Raw genomic sequence first — 18,219 nt, forward strand, 5'->3', positions numbered from 1 at the left:
TTAGGAAAAATCCTAATATCCTGAAGTTTGTACATAGTACGAAATAATCTCTAATAATGGGTCAACCATAAAAATTGAAAGAATTGTAATTATTGCACAAAAACCAATTACTGTTTTAATTGAAGTAGTTGCATTTGCCATATATTTTACTTCATTACCTTCAATTGGGTCTTTTAAGAACATATAAACAATTGGTTTTAAATAATAGTATCCTGCAATTGCAGAGTTTATAACCATAATAAGTGCTAATAACATATATCCAGCATTAACACTTGCTCCAATTAAATACATTTTTCCCCAGAAAAGTGCAAATGGTGGAATACCAGCTAATGATAATAAAAATAATCCCATCATTGTTGCAGTAAATGGTGAACTTTTTATAAGACCTGAATATTTTTCCAAAGCATGGTCTGAAGAGAATTTATAATCTTTACTTCTATTTAACCAAAGCATTGTAAATCCACCAAGGTTTGTAACTAAGAACATAATCCAATATAAAAATAGTGCATTTGTTGCTTGTGTAGTTCCTATTAAAATTGCTGCCATTGCAAACCCTGCATTTGAGATTGAAGAGTATGCAAGCATTCTATTAATATCATTTTGAAGTAGTGCAATAATATTTGGAATAGTCATTGATAATACAACAATAACATAAAGAATAATCTCTACAAATCTATCACCACTTGCTATAAATATCTCAAAAAATCTTAAGGCAACAACAAAACCTGCCATTTTTGGAACAATAGACATAAATCCTGCTAAAGCTGCTGTTGCTCCCTCATATACATCAGGAACCCAAACATGAAATGGAACTAGTGATATTTTAAAGGCTAAAGCACCTAACATAAAGATAACACCAATTAACATTACAGGATAGTTATCAAAATTTGATTCAACTAAAATTTGTGACATAAGTCCTAACTCAACAGTTCCAGTTAAAGCATAAAAAATCATTGAACCAAAGGCAAAAAATGCAGTTGCTAAAGCACCCATTGTAAAATACTTAATAGCTGCTTCTAAAGCATTTTTTCTATTATGCATAGCAATAATTGTATATAAAGACATAGAAGCTGTTTCAAGACCTACAAAGATTAAAATTAAAGAATCTGAACTAACCATAAATTGGAACCCTGCAATCATAAATAAATATAAAGCAAAGTACTCAGGATATCTATACTCTTGAAATCTTAATTTACCCATTGCCGTAAAGATAAAAAGAAGTGAAGCAATTACAATTACACCTTGAGAAAGTATCGAGATACCATCCACAAGCATTAAATCAAAAAAGCCTCTTACGTTTCCAGAAAAGCCAATCAATACCCCAAAGTCAACAATTAAAAATAAAACTGTTAACATGATATATAAAGATTTATCTAAATTTCTATTAACTAAATCAATGATTAAAATTACAAGTGCTCCAACTATTGCAACAAGCATAGGAACTATTGTTCCAAAATTTAAACTAGCAAATTCAATTGATACAGGTGGTATATTTATCATTTTTCACCTCCTTGAATACTATTAGACTCCATAAGTCTAGTCTTTGTAGTAGGATTTACTGCTTTTAGTTGCATAACTTCAACAAGGGCAGACACAGATGTATCTACAGGTTTTAAAATAGGTTTTGGATAAACACCTAAGATTACAACTAATGCAACAAGTGGAATTAATGCTGCTAATTCACGCCCTTTTACATCTTCAAGATTTTTATTTTCTTCATGAACAATAGGTCCAAAGAAAGATTTTTTATACATTACAAGCATATAAACAGCACCTAAAATAATTGTTAGTCCAGCAATAATTGTTAATACAGGAGATACTTTAAAAAATCCAAGTAAAGATAAAAACTCACCTACAAAACCAATAGTTAAAGGAAGACCAACAGATGCCATTAACATGATTCCAAAAATAGTTGCATATCTTGGCATTACAGAAGCTAATCCTCCAAAATCTTTTATCATTTTTGTATGTCGTCTATCATATATTACTCCAACAAGCATGAACAGGGCTCCTGATACAATACCATGAGAAATCATTAAGAAGATTGAACCACCAATCCCTTCTACATTTAGAGCAAAAATACCTAAAATAATAACACCCATATGTGAAACTGATGAGTAAGCAATAACTTGTTTCATATCCTCTTGGGCATAAGCTACCATTGCTGTGTAAACAATTGCAATAAGAGCTAAAGCCGCCATTGGATATGTAAAATAAACCGAAGCATCAGGGAATAGTGGTAATGAAAATCTTACAAAACCATAAGTACCCATTTTAAGTAAAACAGCGGCTAAGATTACAGAACCTATTGTTGGTGCTTGACCGTGAGCATATGGAAGCCATGTATGAAATGGGAACATTGGAACTTTGATTGCAAAACCACAAAAGAAAGCAATAAATAACCAAGTTTGCATATCAAATGGTAAAATAAGCATATTCCAATCTAAAATACTAAAGCTCCAGTTTCCTGTTGTTTGGAAATATACATATCCTAGGTATAACATACCAATTAGCATCACCAATGAACCAATAAAGGTATATAAGAAAAATTTTATAGCTGCGTAAATTCTAAGTTGTCCACCCCATGCTCCAACAATATAAAGCATTGGTACTAAAGATAATTCCCAGAACATATAGAAAATGATTGCATCTAAAGCTAAAAATACTCCGACCATAGTCATTTCTAAGAACAATACTGTGATAATCATATGTTTTAGATTTCTTTTTTCAGTTAATCCAATAACTGCAATCATAGTCATAAAAGTAGTCATAATCACTAAAAATAGTGAAATTCCATCAATACCCACTAAATAATTAATACCATATGAACTTATTATTGGTAAGGTTTCATTAAACTGCATTCCAGCTACACTTGTATCAAAATTTGCCCAAAGAAAAATACTTAAAACAAATTCTAATGCAGTAACAACAATACCATACATTCTAATAGAGTCATTTTTAACTAAAAACCCCACAAATGCTGCAAATGCTGGAAAAAATATTAAAATTGATAAAATGTGTTCCATCTACTTAACCCCTTACTTTGCAATACCAAGTGCCACACTAAGCACTAGTAATACAGTAATACCAACAACCATCAATCTTAATGAAGTTGATAAATTTCCACTTTGAATAGGCCTACTTGCCTCACCACTTTTGTATATAACTTTTGCAATACCATCAACAATAGCATCAACAATTTTAAGATCAATATTTTTCCATGAAAATTTAGAAAGTGCCAAATATGGTTTATTGATTACATTCTCAATAAAGTGTGGCATAAAATATTGGTTTGCTAAAACTTTATAACAAAGTCTATTTTTAAATTTCTCACTAAAATATGTACCATCTTTTCTAAATTTAATAACAGCGAAAGCTATACCGCCTAATGCAATTCCAAGTGTTATTACAATCAAAATCCATAAAGTTGCATTACTTACGTGAATCTCAAGTTCTGGTAAAACCTTTGTAACCATCTCAATAAATGGTCCTTTAAAAAATCCTGCAATAACAGCTAAAATAGCAAGTGGAGTCATAGCAGCAATTACAAATGGATATGTTTCATGTGGATGATAATTGAATTTTTTGAAGTTCTCTTCCCCATGGAATACATACATAACAAGTCTAAATGAATAAAAAGCAGTTAAACCAGCAGTTACCCATAAAATAGCCCATAAAATATATGAATGGTGTCCAAAAGCAACCTCTAATATCAAGTCTTTAGAGAAGAAACCTGAAAGTGGGAAGATACCAGCTAAAGCTACTGAAGCAACTGTCATAATAATTGAAGTTCCTTTCATATGCTTATGTAGTCCACCCATATTTTTAATATTTATCTCATCATTTAAAGCATGCATAACATTACCAGCTCCTAAGAATAGAACCGATTTAAAGAAGGCATGAGTAGCAAGATGGAAAAGTGCTACCCAATAAGCTCCAAGTCCAGCAGCTACAAACATATATCCAAGTTGAGATAGTGTTGAAAATGCAATGATTTTTTTAATATTAGTAGCAACAAGTGCCATTGAAGCTGCACCAATAGCGACAAGTGCTCCAAGACAAGCAATAAAATAACCAACTTCTGGAACAACTACAAAAATCTCATTTGCTCTAATTACTAAATAAACCCCTGCTGTTACCATTGTTGCAGCGTGAATTAGTGCAGAAACTGGAGTTGGTCCTTCCATAGCGTTCGCAAGCCATTGGTTAAATGGAAATTGTGCTGACTTACCCATAGCACCAATAAAAAGGAAAATTCCAATTGCAACTATAATTGAAGTATCTAAGCTTCTAATATTTGCAAAAACTTCATCATATTGTAAACTTCCAAGATTCCAATAAATTAAAAATAATCCAACTAACATTCCTAAATCGGCAATTCTATTTGTAATAAAAGCTTCATTTGCGGCAAAACTAGGGCTTATTGATGAAAATGGTGATAAAGTTGAAAATGGTGATTTGTAAATATCATCTGATTTTTCCCTATCTGCAACATGGTACCAAAATCCAATTAATCCCCAAGAACAAAGTCCAACACCTTCCCATCCAATAAATAATCCTGCAAAGTTATCTGACATTACTAAAATCATCATTGAAAATACGAAAGCTGAAAGCCATGCAAAAAATCTATTAAATGATTTGTCATGATCCATATAACCAATTGAATGGATATGAACCATTGTAGAAACAATTGTTACAACAACCATCATCACAACACTAACTTGATCAACAACAAAACCAAATGGAATATCTAATTTTCCTATTTGTATCCAATCAAGCATTCTTACATGAACAATAGCTTCTGTTGAATAAACATATTGAAGCAATATTAAAGAAGCTATCATTGAAACAGCAAGCAAAGCAGATGTAATAATTCCAGTAAAAAGCATTTTAGGTCTGTTTGAGAAACAAGCAGCAATCAAAGAACCTAAAAGAGGGGCAAAAAGCGCAATATATAAATATTTTTCCATCATTAGCCCTTCATACTTTGTAAACTATCTAGATTAATAGTACCAGTTTTCTTGTACCAAAGAATTAATAATCCAAGACCTATTGCAACCTCACTTGCAGCAATTGCTACAATAAAAAAGGCGAACATTTGACCTGTTAAATCTCCATGAAACTTTGATATTGCAGCAAGACCAATATTCACTGCATTTAACATAATCTCAGTAGAAAAAAATAACATAAGTAAATTTTTTCTTCTAATAACACCGACCATACCTATTAAAAATAACACAGCCGAAAGTATAAGGTATGCGTTTAAACTCATTTATTATCCTTTGCCAATGTTTCATTTTCCAATGCATCAATCTCTTCTTCACTTAAATCAGAATAAGAAACATCCATTCTTTTACCAGCCAAAATAATCCCACCAATCATCGCAACAAGTAACATAACTGCTGCAACTTCAAAAGGAATAAGATATTTAGTAAATAAAACAATACCAACATCTTGAGTGTTTCCCCATTCAGGATGAACTGGATATTGTGCTTCAATGTTATTTCCAATAATTGGACTTACAAAGATTATTACAATAATCAAAGCACTAATTCCAGTTAATAAAAATATCAATCTAGGATTATTAACTTTCTCTTTTACAGTTGAAAGTGAATCAAAGAACATCATACCAAAGGCATATAAAGCCATTACAGCACCTGTATAAACTACAATTTGAACTGCACCCAAGAAATCAGCATCTAATAAAAAGAAGAAAGCTGAAATAAAAATCATCCCTGCAGCTAAAGAACTTAAAGCATACAGTGAATTATTTGTAAAAACTGTTATAGAGAACATAACAATTGTTAAAATTGAAAATAGATAAAAAGCTACTATCTCAAACATTTCCCCTCCTTAATAAGACAATGGAGTTTTCTTGATTTTTTCATCTGCATCAGGAGATACAGCACCAAAACCAGGATACTCTTTTTGTTGTGCTAATTTATCAAGAGGAGTTAATAAATCCTCTTTTAAAACAAAATGTGCTCTTTGTTCACTTGCATTTTCATATCTTCCACCATGAACAATAGCAAGCTCAGGACAAACCTCAGCACAATATCCACAGAAAATACATCTACCCATATTGATTGTATACTCCATAACTTCTTTTCTAGAGTTTTCATCAATTTTAGTATCCATTCTAATACAATCAGCTATACAAATCTTTTCACAAAGTCCACAACCAATACATCTGTTTTCACCAGATTCCAAAAGCCCAAGAAGTTTATGAACTGCTCTATATCTAGGTCCTAATGGAGCTTTCTCAATAGGGTACTGAATTGTATGCATCTCATTTTTAAATAATGCTCCAGTCATCATTTTCCAAACAATTTTCAAACCTCCAAAAAGTTCAAGTTTTACTGACCTTTTTGAAACTTGTTTAAATTGTTCCCAGGGAGTTTTTGGATAATCATTTTCTAAAACATTGATATAGTCTCCCATACTAATGTTTCTATCTTTTAGTTTTTCTAAACTCATTCACGACTCCTAAAACATCATTACAAAACCAGTAATTAAAATATTAATTACTGCTAATGGCATTAAGATTTTCCAGCATAACCACATCAATTGGTCAGGTCTAATATGTGGCCAAGAAGCTCTTGTCCATAAAAAGAAGAAAATCAAAAACATAACTTTTAAAATAATTGCTAATCCACCAGGAATAAACCAAAGGTCGTTATATCCACCTAAAAAAACTAATGAAATTAAAAAACATATTGTAAATAGATTTGCATATTCACCAATAAAAAACATACCCCATCTAAGACCTGAATACTCAGTTGCATAACCTGCAACAATTTCAGCTTCATGTTCTAAAAGGTCAAATGGTGTTCTATTTGTTTCAGCAAATCCAGCAATAACAAAAAGAATAAAAGCTAAAGGTTGAGTCCAAACAAACCAATCTCCTAAACCTCCTGCTTGTGCATCATTTATATCAATTAAAGATAAACTTCCAACTATCATAAGTGGAGCAAGTAATGCAAGTCCAGATACAACCTCATAAGATAAAAGTTGAATTGCTGTTCTTGCTCCTCCAAGTAGTGACCATTTATTTGCACTACTCATACCACCTAAAAGTGGTCCATAAAGTCCAATTGAAGCAACACCCATTACAAATAAAATACCAACATTTACATCTGAAATAATTGGTCTTACTGTATATCCAAATAGCTCAAATTCAGGGAAAAAAGGAACTGCAGTCATAGCTATAAAAGCAGTTGCTGCTGTAATAATTGGTGCAATCATAAATACAGGTTTAGCTGCATTTTGTGGAATAAAGTCCTCTTTTGTAAAAAGTTTAATACCATCTGCTGCAAGCTGTAAAACACCATGTGGTCCAACATGCATAGGTCCTAGTCTTCTTTGCATAAAAGCAAGAACTTTTCTTTCGATATATGTTGTAAAACCTGCTAATGCAGAAAATACTGCTAAAACTACAACAGCTTTTACAATGGTTTCAATAATAAATCCTGTCTCCATATTACGCCTTTTTTATTACAGCTTTACTGTATCTATATTGCTCAAATAAACTTTTAGTAGCTAAATCTTTTTGGAAAGTTGAAACATACCCTATTTCACCATCAATTTGTTCATCACAAAAAGCATTTAACTCTAAAGAAGTTCCATTTGAAGAAACATTAACCTTATCACCTTTTTCTAAACCAAGCTTTTCAAATAATGATTTTGAAGCAAAAAATCCAGATTCTAAATCTGAAGCAAATTCGTGGGCTATTGCTGTAAATTCATTGAATTGATTTATTGGATTAGCTCTATAGATAATCATCTCATCTTCATTTAATTCTAAAGTTTTACTTGTAGCTTCATCAAGTTCTTCAACTATAAAAGAACTATTTATACCCTCTTGAAGTTTTTTCTCTTCAACAATTTCAATAGGTAAAATATCATAACCTCTATATTCAACTCTATTATTTCCAAAGTGGTTTGATAGTTTGTCAAAATGAATAGCACTAAAACCTTTTTCTTCAGGTAATTCAATTGTGTATTCAATTGTATATTCAACATCTGTATCAAGTACAGCATTTGCTATATCATTTAAAACATACCCTTTATACCCAATTGCAACATTTGTTGGAATCACTTTTTTGTCAATATTTGTGAACGTTCCCTCTTGTTGGTTAAGTGCTGGCATATCTAAATCACCATCACCTAAAGCACTAATTTGGAAGTCTGCTTTTTCATTATAACCTACACTAAATCCACTTGCATCTTCTTCTAAATCACAAAGTAAACTAACTCCAAGTGTATTTGTTTGACTAGGGATAATTACAATATCAAAATCTGTAAACCTATCAATTAAACCACAAAGTTTTGCTAAATTCTCAGCCTTTGGATGAGTATATAAATCTTCCCCAACCATTAATGAAAACTTATCTTTTTTAGCTAATAAAACATCAATAGTATCTAATAGAGTTTCATCTTGACCTATATTTTCAAGCAGTTTTGTAAACTCATATTCTACTTCTGTTGAAACCTTTTTAGGTACTACTTTTTTAACCTCTTTTTCTTCCCCTGTTTCTTCATCTTTTACGATATTTACAACAGTCTCTTTTATTGTTTCTGTAACAGTTTTAGTTCTTGTTTCTTTTAAACTATCAAGATATGTTTGAACATCTTGAGGCAAGTCTTTTCCAAACTTATCCAAGATTAGATATAAAATTGATTCTTCACAAAGTGGTTTATGGTAAACAAACTCTGTTGTTTTACCTTTTTTACCAATCTTTTCCATAACTGGGTCAGAAATTGGATGAAAATAAACTCCTGCACCTTTATTCATGATAACTGAATTATTAAAGGCATATCTTGCATTTGGTAAGTCTGATTTAAGATATGAACCTACTGATATTACAAAATTTGAATCATGAACATCTTTTAAAGTTGAGCTATATAAAGATTTACCTGAAGTAGTTGAATAATTTTCTAAAAACTTTTTATAATAAAAAGCATCTTTATTAACAAGTTTTGCACCAGTTTTAGAAGCAATCTTTTGTAAGATATAAGCCTCTTCATTTGTAATATATGAATTAAACTTTATAACTTCTGCTTTTTTAAAGGCTTCAACTGCTTTATTAAAAGATTCCTCATCTTTACCACCAACTTTATTTTCAAAATCATAGGCAAATCTTGCCGCACCATTTAAAGTCGAATAGTGGTGTTCATTTGTAACTCTATAGATTTTTTCATCTGAATTTTCAATTGATTCATGTTTTGTTTCATAATACATAAAAGCACAATCACTTGAATGTGGATTTGCTGCAGGAATTTTATTTAACTCCCAAGCGTTTGATTTGTATTGAAAATCTGCACTTACAAGAGCTCCAACTGGACAAACAGAGATACATTCACCGCAATCAGTACAATTATCCTCTTCAAATCCAATTAAAGATTTGTTTAGTTTATTCCACATTGAGTAAGCATCTTTAGGCATTGTATCTTTGAATACTTTATCAATTCCATCTGAGTCTCTTTTTACAGTACTCAAAGCATTTGAACCAATCATATCTTTACATACAGTTACACATTTTTCACAAACAATACAAAGTCCAGGGTCATATTTCATTACTCCCCAAACTGCTGCTGGTCTATCAACATCTTTTATAGTATAGTTTTGAGAATCTACTTTCATATATAATGAGTAATTTTGAAGTTCACACTCTCCACTTTGATCACAAACTCCACATTGTAAAGGGTGATTAACATCATAAACTTCCATTATTGCTCGTCTTTCTTTAGCAATATTTTCAGTTTGAGTTAAAACATTTATCCCCTCTTTTACTTTTGTATTACATGAATATGCTTGCTTCCCATCTATTTCAACAAGGCAAAGTCTACATGCTAAAGTAGGAGAACATCTAGTTAAGTAACAAACAGCAGGAATAAAAACATCATTTGCCCTTGCCACATTTAAAATATACTCACCCTCTTTAGCTTGAATACTCTTTCCATCTATTGTTAATGTAATTAAATCACTCATTATGCATCAACCTTTTCAATCTTTACTTGTTTATACCTATAACCTTGAGATAAGCTACTAGAATCTTCAGTATCCATTGCACATAAAGCAATAGTTCCATAAAGATCTTTGTTAACAGAAAATTTTCTTTTAATCTTTTCACCATTAAAATTAATATAAATATCATCACCATCTTTTACTTTTGCAATTCTCTCAAAAGATGCACTTCCAACTAAAGTATTAGTATCCTCTTCCCCATAAAGTCTATAAACCACTGTTCCATTATATGAGTGTAACTCTTCAGGTTCTTCTAATGATTCATCACAAATTTCATCTAAAATCTTTTGATACTCTTTTTCTAAACAAACAATTTTTAAATCAGAAAATTTGCTAATTACTGATAATATTTTTGTAATATTTTCTACTCTTTCATGGGAAAATATATCTCTTCCAACTATTAGTGTTTTATTAATTTTTGAATTAGCTCTTTCTAAAGCTTCTTCAAACTCTTCTTCCCCAGCAGAGCTTTCAGCAGAGATATAACCGATATCTAATTCAGCTATATAGTTTTGAATTTTTTCATCACTATTTTTTACAAAAGTATCTAATAAAAGTGAAGCAATCCCCTCTTCACTACCAACTTCATATTTAATAAACTGTGAATAGTAAACTTTTAAATCGATATTATCAATTGGATGCATATAAACAAATTCTGCTGTATTTTTAGCAATTGCTTCGATAATTGATTCTTGAATCTCAATATTATCTGCTGCTAAGAATGACCCGAAAGTGATAATATAATCACTTTTTGAAATAATCTCTTTTATATTTTCCATTTTTACTCTTCACTACTTTCTTCAATTATTTTTTCTTCAGGTTTTACTTTTTTAACTACAATAGTCCAGTCAACTTCATTAAATTTTAAAGAATTCATTAAAGTATATCCTGCTTCATAAATCACATCTGCACTTTTTTGAACGCAAGAAAAATCTCCAATTTCAAAAAGGAAAATTGCATTCTCACCTGTCTTTATATCTTTATCCATAAGTTCTAACATTCTGTCATAGAAGTTATCTTTTAATGGTCTTAAATCATATCTTTTCATTTATAACTCCTATACTAACGGTCAATTTCACCAAATACAATGTTTAAACTACCAACAATAGTTACAACATCAGCTAATTGGTGTCCAGGTAATAAATCTTCAAAAATTCCTGTATGCCAAAAAGATGGAGCTCTTAATTTCATTTTATATGCATATGGACTTCCATCACTAACAACCATATATCCTAATTCACCCTTTGGTGATTCTGTTGCAACATAAATCTCACCTTTTGGTGGTCTCATACCTTGCGTCACTAAAACAAAGTGTTGCATTAATGAATAGTTTTGAGTCATAATATCTTCTTTAGATGCTGAAATATATTCAGGTGCATGGGCCATAAGTTCACACTTACTTTCATTATACATAGGAATTAATTGTTTTAAAATCTTTGAAGATTCTCTCATCTCTTGCATATAACATTTATATCTTCCATAAGAATCTCCTGTTGAAGAAACAGGAACATCAAAATCTAACTCATCATATAATCCATATGGCATCTCTTTTCTTAAATCCCATTTGATTCCAGAACCTCTTAAAACAACACCTGAACATGCCCAAGTTTTTGCTAACTCAGGAGAAATAGTTCCTACATTTTCAAGTCTCATTCTCCAGATTCTATTTTCAGTTAAAAGACCTTCATATTTTTCAATCTCTACTTCTAAGATTTTTAAGAAGTTTTCTAACTTTTCACACCAACCTTCTGGTAAATCTAAAGGAACTCCACCTATTCTAACTGCACTATGAGTAAGTCTTGCTCCACAATAATCTTCAATAAGATCCATTGCGAATTCTCTTTCTCTAAAGGCATAAAGGAAAACAGACATTGCACCAACATCAAGTGCATGGGTTGCTAACCAAAATAGATGTGAAGTGATTCTATTAAGTTCTAAAAGCATAGTTCTAATAACCTCAGCTCTTCTTGGTGCTTCTATTCCTAAAAGCTTTTCAATTGCTAAGGCATAACCATAATTGTTTGAAGTTGAAGCAATATAATCCATTCTATCTGTTGTTGGTAAAAATTCATTATAAATCATATTCTCACCCATTTTCTCCATACCTCTATGAAGATATCCAACACCAGGTCTTGCTTTTACTACTTCTTCCCCCTGAAGTTCTAACATTAATCTCATTTGTCCGTGTGAAGATGGATGCTGAGGACCAAAGTTAACAATCATTGTATTATCTTCAGTTTCAAAATGAATATTCTCAAAAAAAGGTTTTAATCTATTTGCTACTTGACTCATTTTTCTTACCTCTTCTCATCTAATGTAATTGATTCGTTTTCATCAAGTTTTTTGATAATTGGAATTCCACCCTCTTCTTGATAAGCTAGTGGAGTATGTTCTGGTTCTTTTCCATCAGTTATATCAACTCCATATGGAACTTCATGACCAAGTCTTGAGAATCTTTGTGTATCATATCTATCAACTTTTGCACAATCTCTTTGTTCTGGTCCAATTACATCTCTATACTCTTTACCAAAAATTTTATCAACCTCATACCATTGAGCTGATTCATCTCCTGTTAATGGATATGTTTTTCTAAGTGGATAATCGTACCAATCATCAGGCATAATGATTCTTTTCATGTTTGGATGATTAGTGATTTTAACTCCATACATATCATACATTTCTCTTTCTGCCCAATTAGCCATTTTAAATACACTATAAACAGATTCAATAGGTTGTTTTTGTCTAATAAAAGTTTTAACTCTCATTCTTTTTCTTTTTGACATAGATAACATCTCATAAAAGATTTCAAAACCACCAAGACTAGCAATATAATCAATTGCAGAGATCTCCATACACATGTCATATTCTAGGTTTTCTTTTAAATATTTTAAAACCTTTACATTATCTTCAGCTTTTATATGAATAACTAACTCTTCAATCTCAATATAAGATTTTGAAATTTCAAATTCTGCAATTAAACTTTCAATATCTTTTGCATAAATTTCATCACTTGAAGGTTCAAATTTTGGAGTTTGAGGAGCCACATAAAATCTATCATTAAAATATGATTTCTTTTGTACATCATTTTTAGGTGTATATTTTCTCATTACACTAACCTTTTTTTCTTCATACTTTTAAATGCTCTTTCTCTTCTTATTTTCTTTTGAAGCATCATTAATGCATATTGTAAAGTTTCAGGTCTAGGAGCACATCCTGGAAGATAAATATCAACAGGTACTACTCTATCAACACCTTGAACAGTTGCATAGGTGTTAAACATTCCCCCTGTATTTGCACATGACCCCATTGAAATAACCCATTTTGGATCAGGCATTTGGTCATATAACCTTCTCATAAATTCTGCGTGTTTTTTTGTTAAAGTTCCTGCAACAATAATACAATCTGATTGTCGTGGAGAGGCTCTAAAAATTGTCCCAAATCTATCAAAGTCGTATCTTGAAGCTCCAGTTGCCATCATCTCAATAGCACAACATGCAAGACCATATGTCATTGGCCAAACTGAATTTGATCTACCCCAGTTTACAACTTTGTCGATAGTTGTAAGTGCAATTGGTGCACCACCATCTTTAAAATAGTTTACTTTATGCTGTGCCATTCAAGAGCTCCTTTTTTCCATGCGTAAACAAATCCAATAGTTAATAATAAAATAAAAAGAATCATCTCAACAAAACCAAACCAGCCTAAGACTTTAAAGTCTACTGCCCATGGAAACATAAAAATGATTTCAATATCAAATAATATAAATAAAAGTGCCATTAAGTAGAACTGTACAGATATACTACTTGGTTGTTTAGTAACTTCTGGTCCACACTCATAAAGAGTTGACTTTAGTTTTTCAGTATCAAGCCTCGCTAACTTTCTTCCTATTCTTCTTGCAATCTCAACAACTACAATGAAAGCCCCAAATGTAAGTACAAACATAAAAAATGCACCAAAATAGGGATGAGAGAACTCCATGTGCGTCATCTTTAATCCTTCATTAATTTTAAAAATTACTTTTAAAGATAATATCCAATCTCCTATAAAGTAAGTCTTAATATAAGAGATTGTTATATCGTTAAATAAATCTTGTTAATTCATAAGTTTATATTATTAAGAAATTCAATTAAGTTAATTTTAATACAGTGATATAATAATAGAATGAGAATTAAGTAATTCTTAAGTGGGTTTTAAAAAAATCCCACTTTATTTTCAGAATCAAATTGCCCCTTCTTCTCTTTCTCAATTTGTTCTTCAAATGCCTTTACAGTAAAAATAGGCTCATCATTTACAGCAATTTTAAATGCTGTATTTTTGATTACCATCTCAATTTGACCACCAGTTAACTCATGTTTTGCCAAAACATTTATATCAAATTCACTATCTAAAGGTAGTTTTTCAGGTAATAGTTTCTCCCATAAATCTACTCTTTGTTCTAAATTTGGTTTCTTAAATTCAATCTTATAATTAAATCTTCTTGAAAATGCTTTATCAAGAGATTCAAGTAAATTTGTAGTTGCAATTAATATTCCATCAAACCGTTCTATCTGTTCTAAAAATATATTTTGCATCTGATTATGCATTTTTTCACTACCACTAGTACTAGATGTTGTTCTTGAACTTAAAAACTGGTCTGCTTCATTTAGTAACAAAATTGGTTCGGTTTTACTTTTTTCTTTTAGCTCATAATACTTATCGAAAATTGCCCTTACATTTTTTTCACTTTCACCCACATACATTGATAAAACCTTAGAACAGTCAAAACTAAGAACCTGTCTTTTTAAACTCTTTGCAAGAGCCAAAGCAGTCAAAGTTTTACCAGTTCCTGCAAAACCATAAAAAATTATCCTTGCTTCAATTCCACTTTTTTTATCTTTTAATCCCCATTGCTTTAATCTATTAAAAACTGTTTTATCCATTTGTTTTAATAAAGCATTTAATATTTCTCTTGTTTTTGTATTTAAAACTACATCATCTAAAGATTTATTAGTTGATATTAGTTCAAATGTACTTTGTTCTTCAATCAAAGATTCTAATTTAACTCTTCTATTTCTCGATTTTTTCTTATTTGGATTTGGGTGAGAGATTTTATATAACACATCTTCAGGAATATAAAAATTTCTATTTATCCCACCAAATGGCGTTAAAACTTCATCATAATCAACTAAACCATTTGAGATTAATTTTGAACTTTCTTCAAGTAAACTTCTATATTTAATTTTTTCATAATCATCACTTGATACAAGTTCAATTAAAGAATTCATATCTCTTATTGTTCCATCTCCACCAGAATATTCCTCTTTTAAAAGTGCTAGAAACAACATTTGTTCTTGTTCATTTAAATCATTAGTTTTAAAGAAATCTTCAATCATAATCTCATTGCTTGTTTCTTTTAATCTATCTCTAATTCTATTTTCAAGAAGAGTTAACTTTGTTTTTAATCTATTAATATTTGGCGAATTTTCATCAAAATTTCTTTTTACTAAATTTAATTGTTGTGCTAAATCAATTTTAAAGAATTGATCTTGCAAATACTCTAAATGATCGGCATAACTCTTTACTTCAGGTAAAACAAACTCTAAAGAACCTTTTTCAAGAAGTTTTAAATATGCAGGGGATAAAGTTACTGCTGAATTTAAAAGTTCAAGTCTTGACATATCGCTTAACTTTATATGGTCAAAACTATTTTGAACTAACCAACCAAGTCCCAAAAGAGATTTAATTTTTTCAACATGGTGTAGATGTTCAAAGTTTTTTACATCGTAAAATTCTGCAAGAATATCTATAACTATTAAAGTTTCCCTTCCTGTTGTGTACTCTTTTGTAATATATTGTAAAATCTTTGCTTCTTCATTAGAGCATTTTAGATGCTTAAAAAACGTAGTTTCTTCTACATTTTTAGCTTTTATAAAATCAATAATCTCATTCATTAATTTATTTTTTCCTTTAAACTTTTATAGAATTTGTCAATATTCTTTTTTTCTTTGAATTTTATAGTGTAGCTATTATTTATAATAATTGCCATATTCTTTTTTTCTATATTTTTTATTTCATTTAATTTATATATAGTTTTATTTTTCTCTAAATCAACGGTAAAACTATTTGAAATCTCCATAACTTCATCTTCACAAATTCCTTTATAAGACCCTTTAGAGTAAATGATATTTTGACAGTTTTTTGATTTAAAATAGTTTTCTATTTTCTGTAAGTTAGAATTATCCATTACATTTAATACAATTACTATTAAAGCTATAAAACCAAAAACTACTAAAAAAATCATTTCTTTAACTCCTTAAAACAAAGAATATATTATTATATTACAACAAAGTTATTAAAGGTTAACCATGAAATTAATTCTTTTTATTTTATCAATAATTTATCTTATCACAGGTTGTTCAACAAAAGAGCCAAAGAAAGAGATTTCTAATATTCAAAAAGCTAAAGAGTATTATTTTGTAGAGGAATTTATTTACAAGAAAAAACAAATAGAATATTTTGAAAAAGAGTTTGAAAATATTTTAAGTTCAAATAATCTTGAAGTGTTAAAAAAGTTTAAAAACTTTTATGAAACTAACTCAAGCTATTTTTTGAATAGTTTCAAAAAAATAGAACTTTTAGAAGAAAAAATTGACAATATTGAAAAAACAAATACAAATTCACACAGATATTTACTAACTAAAGCTTTAAGCGCGAATAAACAAGAAGCAGTGAAAATTTATGAAAAACTTGCAAATGAGGGAAATATTTTTGCAATGAGGGAGTTGGCAAATATATATAAATATGATAATAAAGTTTTATCAATTATATGGTTTGAAAAACTTGTTGAAAAAAATGATATCCAAAGTATAAAAGATTATGCTTTTGCAAATTTACATATGGTAAGTCCTATTCTTGTTCAAAATGTAAAAAAAGCTGTTGAATTATATGAAAGACTAGATTTACTAGGAGAGGTATCAGGATTAGTACACCTTGGAAATATTTATGAATATGGTTACTTTAAAAATGAATTTCCAATTGATAAACAAAAAGCTTTAAAATATTTTGAAAAAGCAGCAAATCAAAACTATACACCAGCTCAAAAGAAATTAGCTAAAATCTATTTATGTGAAGAGTGTGAAGGGGCTAGATACAATAAAGAAAAAGGGATAGAGATTTTAAAAAAATTAACCTCAAAGGGTGATGATGAGGCTAAAGAACTTCTAATTAAACTTAGTTCTATAGGAACTGAAGCGCCCATAGAACAATAGATACAGTTAACAATGAAACTAAAGTTTGCAATGTTATAATCGAAGCCATAAGCCTGCTATCTCCGCCCAATTGTCTTGCTAAAATAAAAGAGGAAGGAGCCGTTGGCATACTTCCAAAGATTAGAAGTAAAGATAATAAAATACCCTCAAGTCCAAATAATCTTGCAATAACAAACATCACAATAGGCATAATAAGAAGTTTTAAAAATGAAGCTAACACTAATTCTAGTTTTGCTTCTTTTATTGAACTTAAGTCAAGAGAAAAACCAATTGATAATAATCCCATAGGAAGTGCTGATGCACTTAGAATTTTTAAGACATTTTCACCAATAATTGGTAAACCTATATCAAGATAGTTTATACCACCACCTATAAAACATGCCACAATCAATGGATTTGTAATAATAGATTTTAAAAGACCAAATAATGTTGCTTTTTTATCACTTACATAAACAGCAAAAGATGTTATACAGATAAAATTTATAAATGGTATTGCAAATGTTATTAGTAAAGCAGTTAGAGCAATTCCTTTATCCCCATATATAGCAGAGATTAAAGCTAAAAGTACATAGGTATTAAATCTAACTGCCCCTTGAATAACAGAACTAAAAGCAGGTCCTGCAGTTTTAAACTTGAAATTCAAAATTATAGTTATAAAAAGTAAAGTTGTAATCCCTAAAATACCAGTTAAAACAAAATCAAAAGCCTCTAAACCATCTAAAGAAGCAGTAGAAAGTTTGTATACTAAAAGTGATGGCATTAGAACAAAATAAGTTAATTTATCTGCATTTGCCCAAAACTCATTAGAAGGGAATTTTATCCTTTTAAAAAAGTAACCAATTAAAATAAGTAAAAATATTGGTATAAGTGCAGAAAAAATATGTTCCATTTAATATAAACTCCATTATAAATAAAAAAGAGGATTATAACATAATTTGACTAATT

The 18,219-nt window shown here is 29.9% G+C and carries 18 protein-coding genes; 1 reads left to right on the plus strand and 17 read right to left on the minus strand.

All coding sequences use genetic code 11. The annotated features are described in order from the left end of the window. Window positions 1-12: 12 nt before the first annotated feature. From nuoN to FDK22_RS08890, 16 genes are all read right to left on the minus strand, one after another. The gene (gene nuoN, locus FDK22_RS08815) at window positions 13-1,500 is read right to left on the minus strand and encodes an NADH-quinone oxidoreductase subunit NuoN (protein WP_138152546.1); all 1,488 of its coding nucleotides are present in this window, start codon (window positions 1,498-1,500) and stop codon (window positions 13-15) included. Further along, a complete protein-coding gene (locus FDK22_RS08820) occupies window positions 1,497-3,026 on the minus strand; it encodes an NADH-quinone oxidoreductase subunit M (protein WP_138152547.1) in 1,530 nt (509 codons plus the stop codon). The genes nuoN and FDK22_RS08820 overlap by 4 nt, the downstream gene beginning before the upstream one ends. Before the next feature lie 12 nt (window positions 3,027-3,038). Continuing rightward, window positions 3,039-4,970: an NADH-quinone oxidoreductase subunit L gene (gene nuoL, locus FDK22_RS08825; RefSeq protein ID WP_138152548.1), complete on the minus strand. Its 1,932-nt coding sequence runs from the start codon at window positions 4,968-4,970 to the stop codon at window positions 3,039-3,041. Window positions 4,971-4,972: 2 nt separating this feature from the next. Then, on the minus strand, window positions 4,973-5,272 hold the full coding sequence (nuoK, locus tag FDK22_RS08830) for an NADH-quinone oxidoreductase subunit NuoK (protein ID WP_138152549.1): 300 nt from the start codon (window positions 5,270-5,272) through the stop codon (window positions 4,973-4,975). Further along, entirely contained in the window at window positions 5,269-5,844 is a 576-nt protein-coding gene (locus FDK22_RS08835) for an NADH-quinone oxidoreductase subunit J (protein WP_138152550.1), read from the minus strand. Before FDK22_RS08835 ends, nuoK begins: the two co-directional genes overlap by 4 nt. Before the next feature lie 9 nt (window positions 5,845-5,853). Further along, window positions 5,854-6,477, minus strand: coding sequence for an NADH-quinone oxidoreductase subunit NuoI (gene nuoI, locus FDK22_RS08840; RefSeq protein ID WP_138152551.1), 624 nt, complete (start codon window positions 6,475-6,477; stop codon window positions 5,854-5,856). A 9-nt stretch (window positions 6,478-6,486) separates the two neighbouring features. Continuing rightward, on the minus strand, window positions 6,487-7,479 hold the full coding sequence (nuoH, locus tag FDK22_RS08845) for an NADH-quinone oxidoreductase subunit NuoH (RefSeq protein ID WP_138152552.1): 993 nt from the start codon (window positions 7,477-7,479) through the stop codon (window positions 6,487-6,489). 1 nt (window position 7,480) lies between these two features. Continuing rightward, complete coding sequence (locus FDK22_RS08850) at window positions 7,481-9,991, minus strand: NADH-quinone oxidoreductase subunit G (protein WP_138152553.1); 2,511 nt, start codon at window positions 9,989-9,991, stop codon at window positions 7,481-7,483. Next, a complete protein-coding gene (locus tag FDK22_RS08855; protein WP_138152554.1) occupies window positions 9,991-10,806 on the minus strand; it encodes a hypothetical protein in 816 nt (271 codons plus the stop codon). The genes FDK22_RS08850 and FDK22_RS08855 overlap by 1 nt, the downstream gene beginning before the upstream one ends. A 2-nt stretch (window positions 10,807-10,808) precedes the next feature. Further along, window positions 10,809-11,075, minus strand: a complete 267-nt coding sequence (locus tag FDK22_RS08860) for an NADH-ubiquinone oxidoreductase subunit E family protein (protein ID WP_138152555.1) — start codon at window positions 11,073-11,075, stop codon at window positions 10,809-10,811. A gap of 14 nt (window positions 11,076-11,089) precedes the next feature. Continuing rightward, entirely contained in the window at window positions 11,090-12,319 is a 1,230-nt protein-coding gene (gene nuoD / locus FDK22_RS08865) for an NADH dehydrogenase (quinone) subunit D (protein WP_138152556.1), read from the minus strand. Between the two features lie 5 nt (window positions 12,320-12,324). Then, on the minus strand, window positions 12,325-13,134 hold the full coding sequence (locus FDK22_RS08870) for an NADH-quinone oxidoreductase subunit C (RefSeq protein WP_138152557.1): 810 nt from the start codon (window positions 13,132-13,134) through the stop codon (window positions 12,325-12,327). Further along, on the minus strand, window positions 13,134-13,643 hold the full coding sequence (locus FDK22_RS08875) for a NuoB/complex I 20 kDa subunit family protein (RefSeq protein WP_138152558.1): 510 nt from the start codon (window positions 13,641-13,643) through the stop codon (window positions 13,134-13,136). The genes FDK22_RS08870 and FDK22_RS08875 overlap by 1 nt, the downstream gene beginning before the upstream one ends. Beyond that, the gene (locus FDK22_RS08880) at window positions 13,625-14,014 is read right to left on the minus strand and encodes an NAD(P)H-quinone oxidoreductase subunit 3 (protein ID WP_138152559.1); all 390 of its coding nucleotides are present in this window, start codon (window positions 14,012-14,014) and stop codon (window positions 13,625-13,627) included. Before FDK22_RS08880 ends, FDK22_RS08875 begins: the two co-directional genes overlap by 19 nt. A 203-nt stretch (window positions 14,015-14,217) precedes the next feature. Beyond that, the gene (locus tag FDK22_RS08885) at window positions 14,218-15,957 is read right to left on the minus strand and encodes an ATP-binding protein (protein WP_138152560.1); all 1,740 of its coding nucleotides are present in this window, start codon (window positions 15,955-15,957) and stop codon (window positions 14,218-14,220) included. Next, window positions 15,957-16,307 (minus strand): hypothetical protein, encoded by a 351-nt coding sequence (locus FDK22_RS08890; protein WP_138152561.1) that lies wholly within the window; start codon window positions 16,305-16,307, stop codon window positions 15,957-15,959. Before FDK22_RS08890 ends, FDK22_RS08885 begins: the two co-directional genes overlap by 1 nt. A gap of 64 nt (window positions 16,308-16,371) precedes the next feature. Here FDK22_RS08890 and FDK22_RS08895 point away from each other — a divergent pair, with 64 nt between their 5' ends. After that, the gene (locus FDK22_RS08895) at window positions 16,372-17,274 is read left to right on the plus strand and encodes a tetratricopeptide repeat protein (protein ID WP_138152562.1); all 903 of its coding nucleotides are present in this window, start codon (window positions 16,372-16,374) and stop codon (window positions 17,272-17,274) included. Here the strand turns inward: FDK22_RS08895 and FDK22_RS08900 are convergent. Beyond that, window positions 17,243-18,163: an AEC family transporter gene (locus tag FDK22_RS08900; protein ID WP_138152563.1), complete on the minus strand. Its 921-nt coding sequence runs from the start codon at window positions 18,161-18,163 to the stop codon at window positions 17,243-17,245. The genes FDK22_RS08895 and FDK22_RS08900 overlap by 32 nt on opposite strands. Between the last annotated feature and the right edge of the window lie 56 nt (window positions 18,164-18,219).

It is taken from the genome of Arcobacter arenosus, assembly GCF_005771535.1.
Lineage (GTDB): Bacteria > Campylobacterota > Campylobacteria > Campylobacterales > Arcobacteraceae > Halarcobacter > Halarcobacter arenosus.